This window comes from Streptomyces lydicus (assembly GCF_004125265.1).
Taxonomy (GTDB): Bacteria; Actinomycetota; Actinomycetes; order Streptomycetales; family Streptomycetaceae; genus Streptomyces; species Streptomyces lydicus_C.
The window spans coordinates 8,604,876-8,610,875 of record NZ_RDTE01000003.1; the positions used below are offsets into that span (position 1 = coordinate 8,604,876).

Annotated in this window: 6 protein-coding genes and 2 pseudogenes; 6 read left to right on the forward strand and 2 right to left on the reverse strand. The window is 70.8% G+C overall.

The features are described 5' to 3' along the window. Window positions 1-59: 59 nt before the first annotated feature. The 6 genes from D9V36_RS40465 to D9V36_RS40490 all read left to right on the forward strand — a co-directional run bounded on the left by D9V36_RS40465 (window position 60) and on the right by D9V36_RS40490 (window position 4,619). Complete coding sequence (locus tag D9V36_RS40465; RefSeq protein ID WP_206739588.1) at window positions 60-890, forward strand: hypothetical protein; 831 nt, start codon at window positions 60-62, stop codon at window positions 888-890. A 146-nt stretch (window positions 891-1,036) separates the two neighbouring features. Then, on the forward strand, window positions 1,037-1,678 hold the full coding sequence (locus D9V36_RS40470) for a hypothetical protein (protein WP_206739587.1): 642 nt from the start codon (window positions 1,037-1,039) through the stop codon (window positions 1,676-1,678). Next, complete coding sequence (locus D9V36_RS40475) at window positions 1,678-2,472, forward strand: hypothetical protein (protein ID WP_129292375.1); 795 nt, start codon at window positions 1,678-1,680, stop codon at window positions 2,470-2,472. Before D9V36_RS40470 ends, D9V36_RS40475 begins: the two co-directional genes overlap by 1 nt. Next, complete coding sequence (locus tag D9V36_RS40480) at window positions 2,469-3,374, forward strand: ATP-binding cassette domain-containing protein (RefSeq protein ID WP_129292374.1); 906 nt, start codon at window positions 2,469-2,471, stop codon at window positions 3,372-3,374. The genes D9V36_RS40475 and D9V36_RS40480 overlap by 4 nt, the downstream gene beginning before the upstream one ends. 34 nt (window positions 3,375-3,408) lie before the next feature. After that, window positions 3,409-3,777, forward strand: coding sequence for a DUF2511 domain-containing protein (locus tag D9V36_RS40485; RefSeq protein WP_241720673.1), 369 nt, complete (start codon window positions 3,409-3,411; stop codon window positions 3,775-3,777). 110 nt (window positions 3,778-3,887) lie between these two features. Next, the gene (locus D9V36_RS40490; protein WP_129292373.1) at window positions 3,888-4,619 is read left to right on the forward strand and encodes a DNA-binding response regulator; all 732 of its coding nucleotides are present in this window, start codon (window positions 3,888-3,890) and stop codon (window positions 4,617-4,619) included. Between the two features lie 115 nt (window positions 4,620-4,734). Here D9V36_RS40490 and D9V36_RS40495 read toward each other — a convergent pair. Both D9V36_RS40495 and D9V36_RS40500 read right to left on the reverse strand, forming a co-directional pair. Next, window positions 4,735-5,485, reverse strand: a pseudogene (locus tag D9V36_RS40495) (ABC transporter ATP-binding protein). A gap of 2 nt (window positions 5,486-5,487) precedes the next feature. Next, window positions 5,488-6,000 (reverse strand): annotated as a pseudogene (locus tag D9V36_RS40500) (hypothetical protein); the annotation flags it as partial.

Below are 6,000 nucleotides of genomic sequence, written 5' to 3' on the forward strand. Positions count from 1 at the left end.
GAACCGTCGCCCCGAGCCACCGGCGGCACTTGGACGGCTGTGCCGACTGCCGTACAAGGATGGCAGTCTGGCAGGGCATCAAGGGCGCGGCGCGCGCGGAGGCAGCGGAACAGACCGTCTCCGTGCCGTCCTTCGATGCCCTGCTGGGGCCCGCGCTGGCCGCTGCCGGTCCCTCCGGCGCAAGTCAGCCGCGCTCCACCGTTCCGGTCTCCGTCGATGAAGCGGATACCGACCCGGTCACGGGCACCGGGCGCGCCCCCGGTCTCGCCCGGCCCTGGCGGACGGCCTGGCAGCTGGCGCTGCGACAGGCCGTGCTGATGCCCAGGATGTGGGCGCCACTGAGCGCGGTCGGCTTCGTCGGCGCGGCTCTTCTGTCGTCGGCGCATGTACAGGAACGGCTCGGCGTGCGCCTGTTCGGTGCGGTGGCGGTGCTGCTGGTGCTGTTGGGAGCGCTGATCGTGGCCTCGCCGCGCCGAGACCCACGGCGTGAGCTGCTGTTCACCCTGCCGGTGCCGCCCGCGGCGGTGTTCCTGGCCAGGCTGACCGTGGTGCTCTGCGTCGACCTGGCGCTCGCGATGGCCTGTTCGGCGCTGGTGCAGGGACCCGGATGGTGGGCGGTGGTCGCAAGCTGGCTCGGCCAGTCGTTGCTGACCGCGTCGCTCGCGCTCGCCTTGGCCGTCCGGTTCGCTCCGGCGGTGGGCGCGGCGGCGGGGGGCGCGTTGTGGATCCTGGGCGTGGTGAGCGGGCCGGGCGGCGTGCTCACCACACCGATCGATGCGTTGTTGGACCCGCTGCTGTCGACGACGCCGTGGACCATGGCGCTGGCCGTGGTCCTGCTGGGATGGGCTGCCTCCACCATGAGGTCGTTCGGCGAGGCCACGCTGGCGTAGCGGGGCACGTGTGTGAACCACTACGGACTCGGCCGCTACGTACAGGGTGCACCGCCGCTCGCAGCCGTCCCCCCGTAGCACGCTGCGAGCGGCGGTGCCACCCCGCGCTCACCGAGAGGCAGGGGAACAACGGGAGGAGCTGCGACATGACCGCTGGGACGTGGTGGGCTCACGAAGTGCGCCGCTGCGGAAGACAGGCCTTCATACTGCCGGGTCTGGCGGTGCTCCTTGCATACGCGGCGGTGGCCGCGGGTCCTGGCGGCGGAACGGTCTTGGGACGTGCGCTGCTGAGCTGCGCGCTCCCCGCCGCCACGGCACTGGCCTGTGCGGCGGCGGTGGCACGGGAGCCGATGCTGGAACTTCATCTGTCGCTGCCCACCCCCTACCCGCGCACCGTCGCTCGCCGTCTGGCCTGGCCCGCCTCCGTCACCGCGGTCGCCGCCCCCGCCCTGGTGGGCCTGGTCGCGGCCACCGGCCACCCCCTCGCCCCCATGGCCGTACTGCTGGAGCTGGCCGGTCTGACCGTGCTGCTGAGCGGTGGTGCGGTGTGGGCGACGGTTCGGACCGGATCGGCCGCGTCCGCCACCGGACTGGTCGTCGCGGCCGTCCTGGCCAAGCTGCTGCTGATCGACCGGGTGGTGCCGGAAGGAGCAGGGCAGGCGCTTCCGGCTCTGCTGGCCGGCGTCTGGCTGACCGCGCTGGCGCTGCGTGCACTCGGCCCGGGCGGACGCTCCGGTGCCCGTCTCGGCCACGGCGCCGGTGCCCACTTCGGCCCTGGGGAGGCGTGATGACCGCCCTGCTGTGGACCCTGCGCTACGAGGCTTTGATGGCGGCCCGCCGCAAGGCCGTATGGGGTGCGGTGCTGCCCCTGGCCCTGCTCAGCCTGCTGCTGGCCGCGACCTCGCCCGTCGTCACCGGACACCACGACCCGGCCGCCCGGGCCGGCGCGGCCGCGGTGCTCGTCAACACCTTCTGCACGCTCGGCGTGGGCATCGCGCTCGCCGACCGGCTGCGCCGCGGCCTCGAAGCGCGCGGCATGACCGAGCTGCTGACCGCCACCCCCGCCGGACCGCTTCCCCGGACCGCCGGGACTCTGGGCGGCCCGCTGCTGACCGCTCTGGCGCCGGTCGCCGCCTCTTTCCTGCTGTACGCCGCGGTGGTCTCGGTGACCGGGGGCTCCATCGCGCCGTTCGGCTCGGCGGTGGTCTCGCTGGTGACGGCTGTGCTCCCGGCGGCGCTGCTGGTCACCGCGTTCGCCGGACTGCTCGGCGTATTGCTTCCGGTGGCCGCGGCGCGCGCCGTCACGGTCGCGGTGTGGCTGTGGGCCTGCCACTTCCCGCCGAACTTCTCGCCGCTGCCCACGGCGACCGGCACCGTCTTCTCGCCGCTCGGCGGCTATCCGCTGGTCGCCTGGGCGCGCGCACCCGAGGTGTGGGCGGCCAGGCAGGGCACCGGAGCGCTGCGTCCCGCGGTCAGTGACGCGACCGCGCTGCTGAACGTCGCCCTCGTCCTCGCGATGGCTGCGGCCTGCTACGCGCTCGGCCATCTCGTCGCCCGCATCAGACGACACGGAGCATCATGAACATCACCACTGAGCGACTGACGATGGTCCACCCCGGCGGCCGCCGCGCGCTGGACACCCTCGACCTCCACATCGAGAGCGGCACCGTCGGACTGCTGGGCGCCAACGGCGCGGGCAAGACAACCCTGTTGCGCATCCTCACCGGTGTGCTGCGGCCCACCTCCGGGCGGGTGCTCGTCGCCGGGCACGATCTGTCGACCGGCGCCGGACTCATCGCCGTCAAGCGCACCCTGGGCTATCTGCCGCAGGAGCTGTCCCTCTACCCCGACCTGACCACACGTGAGTTCCTCGACTACATCGGCGTACTCAAGGGCATCCACGACAAGCGCGAACGCCGCCGTCAGGTCGACGACCGGATCGCCGAGGTCGGCCTGGACGAGCGGGCCGGCGAGCGGCTGGCCGGGTTCTCCGGTGGCATGAAGCGCAGGGTCGGCATCGCGCAAGCGCTGATGGGCGCCCCGTCCGTCCTGATCGTGGACGAGCCCACCACCGGCCTCGACCCGCACGAACGGATGCGTTTTCGCGCGCTGCTCGCCGGACTCGGCCGCGGCCGCACCGTACTGCTGTCCACCCACATCCTCGACGACGTCGCCCAGACCTGCCCCGAAGTGGCGGTGCTCGCCTCCGGCCGGCTGGTCTTCCACGACGCCACCACCGCTCTGGTCAGCCAGGCCGCGGGCTGCACGTACATGTGCCAGGCCACCGGCCCCACCGGCGGGCCGCCGCCCGGCGCCGAGGTGGTGAGCGCCGTGACCACCGCCGGGGGGACTGAGTACCGCATCGTCACGACCACTCCGCCCGCCGGGGCCCGTCCGGTCGAGCCGTCGATCGAGGACGGTTACGCCGCCCTGCTCGGCGCCGACGGCGGGGCCCACCGCACCAGCACTCCGACAGTGAGGTAGCCGACAAGTGATCACGAATAGCCGGTGTTTTACCGTGGCCTCAGCCTTGACGGGGCTGGCGCTGCTGGCCCTGACCGCCTGCGGGGGCAACAGCCGCAGCGACCCCGACACCAAGGATCCCGTACCGCTGCCCAGCCCGACCGCTACCAAGCAGCAGATCAGCGAGAAGAATCTCGGCTACACCTGGCCGTTGACGGTCGACCACGGCACCGCCGAGTGTCGCAAGGGCGACCAAGCCGTCATCACCGTCCCGGACGGCACGACATACGCGCTCAACGACCGTGCCCGGCATGCCGGTTACAGCGACATCGATCCGGTGCGCGTATCCGGCGACAGCGGTGACAAGGTGAGCCTCGGCTCACTGCTCAGCAAGACCCTGAAGCTCTGCCGGGTCGGCAGATGACCGGACACTGGCGGGTCCTGCGCCGAACGCGAGTGTGATCCAGGGCATTGCGTCGCCCACTGACCACGGGACGAACAACACGGGGATCAACATTACGGGGGAACATCGCCTTGCATCAGCACGCTTCGACTACCACCGAGCTCCACGTCCTGGCCCACTCCGGACTCAAGGCACACTTCGACTCACCGCACGCCCCTCTCAGCACGCTCCGTTCCGGCCTGGACTGCATCGACTTCGTCGACGGCGGGGATCTGACCGCACCCGGCCGCGCGCTCGATCTGCCGGTGCTGTTACCGGTCACCAGCGAGTTCCAGGTCGAGGAACTGCGCGCCATACGGGTGCGGCATCCGTTGTCACTGCTCATCGCGGTCACAAGCGACATCTCGGGATACCGGACGTACTACGCGATCCGTTCCGGCGCGAACTTCGTGCTCAACCTCGCCATACCCGGCAAGAGCCAGATCGACATGCTCTACGCACAGCTCCGGGTGCACCGCATGACCAGTCCCGCCGAGACCACCACCACCTGGCTCCAGGCCATCCCGGCCGACCAGGGCGGTCGTCACCACGGTAACGACGACGGCGAGCCTGCGCCCCGTACCGACGTCGACCGCGAGGCCCACATCACCGGAGCACCGCTGAGACCGACCCTCCCCACGTACGACACGGAGTTGATGCGGCTGCTCTGCACGTCCACCACCGTGTCCGAGATTGCGCGGCGCTACTTCTGTTCCGAACGGTCCATGTACCGCCGTATCCGCAGGCTTTACGACGATCTGGGCGTCGGAAGCCGTGCCGAACTGATGTCGCTGCGCCGTGCTCGGCTTGAGCCGACCCGTTGACGGCACGCGCCTGCTGACACACCAAGGGCCGCCTGGACGTGCGCCTTTCGCGTATCCGGCCCTCTGATGGCCCCGTGACGCTCAGTCCCGGGGCCATCAACCGTCCCGCCGCCGGTCAGCGGATGCCCGCATCGGCGGTTTCCAGCAGCCGGAAGAATCCGGCCTCCACGTCCCCGTCGATGGCGAGCCCCGCCAGGGGGCCCTCGTACTGTGTGCGGCCGGCCGCCAGCACGTGCACCCGGTCGCAGACCTGAGCGACCTCTGCCAGCTGATGGCTGGCGATCAGCACCGCTACTCCCTCACCGGCCAGCGAACGGATGATCCCGCGCATCTCGCGGATGCCGACGGGGTCGAGGCCGTTGGTGGGCTCGTCAAGGACGATCAGCCGCGGCCTGGCCAGCAGTGCGACGGCGATCCCCAGTCGCCAGCGCATGCCGAGTGAGTACGCGCCGACCTTCCGGCCCCGCGCGTCGGTCATCTTGACCAGGCGCAGCGCCGGTTCGATCCACTCCTGGGGGTACGCCGCGCAGCTTGGCGTGCACCTTCAGCGTCTCGTCGGCCGTCAGCGTCGGCCACAGCCCGGGGACTTCGATCAGGGCACCGACATCGGCCAGCGACTCCCGCCCGACGGGCCTGCCGAAAATCTGGATGCTGCCCGACGTCGGCCGTTGCAGGCCCAGCAAAGCCTTCATGAGCGTCGTCTTACCGGCGCCGTTCGGCCCGAGCAGGCCGTAGACCTCTCCCGCGCTGACCGTGAGGTCCACACCGTCCAGGGCTCGGTGCGAGCCGTAATGCTTGTGCAGCTGGCGGATCGTGAGTGCCGGCGCTGTGTACGCGCCCGATGTTCCCGGTGTCGCCGTGGTCATGGTCAGATCTCCTTACGGTTCATGTGCATACGGCCGATGAACAGCAGAACCGCGGTCAGCACGACGGAGAGGCCCACGGCGAGCGGGATGGCCGACATGTCGGTCACCGGGCTGTCCTTCGGCAGCGGCACTCCGTTGGGCCCGATTCCGGCCAGCGGTAGCACCACCCGCATCGGCCAGGCGAACGGAACGGCGTACCAGAAGACCTTGTCCGAAACGAGTGCCCCGGACAGCAGGCTCGCGACACCCACTCCGATGCTGGGGCCCATGCCCCACACCACCGCGACGAGCACAGCCAGCGCCGTCATGGACAGACCCACCAGCCAGGGCAGATAGACCGCCGCAACCACCGTCCCCATGGCTTCGGGGAAATGTCCGCTGATCACTGCGCCGAGGGAGAGCATCACCAGCAGCACGGTGGAGGAGACAAAGCCCAGGACCCCCAGTGCGGCCACCTTGCCGACGAAGTACCGCCCGCGCGCACGCCGTACGACAGCAGCAGCCGCCAGGCGTCC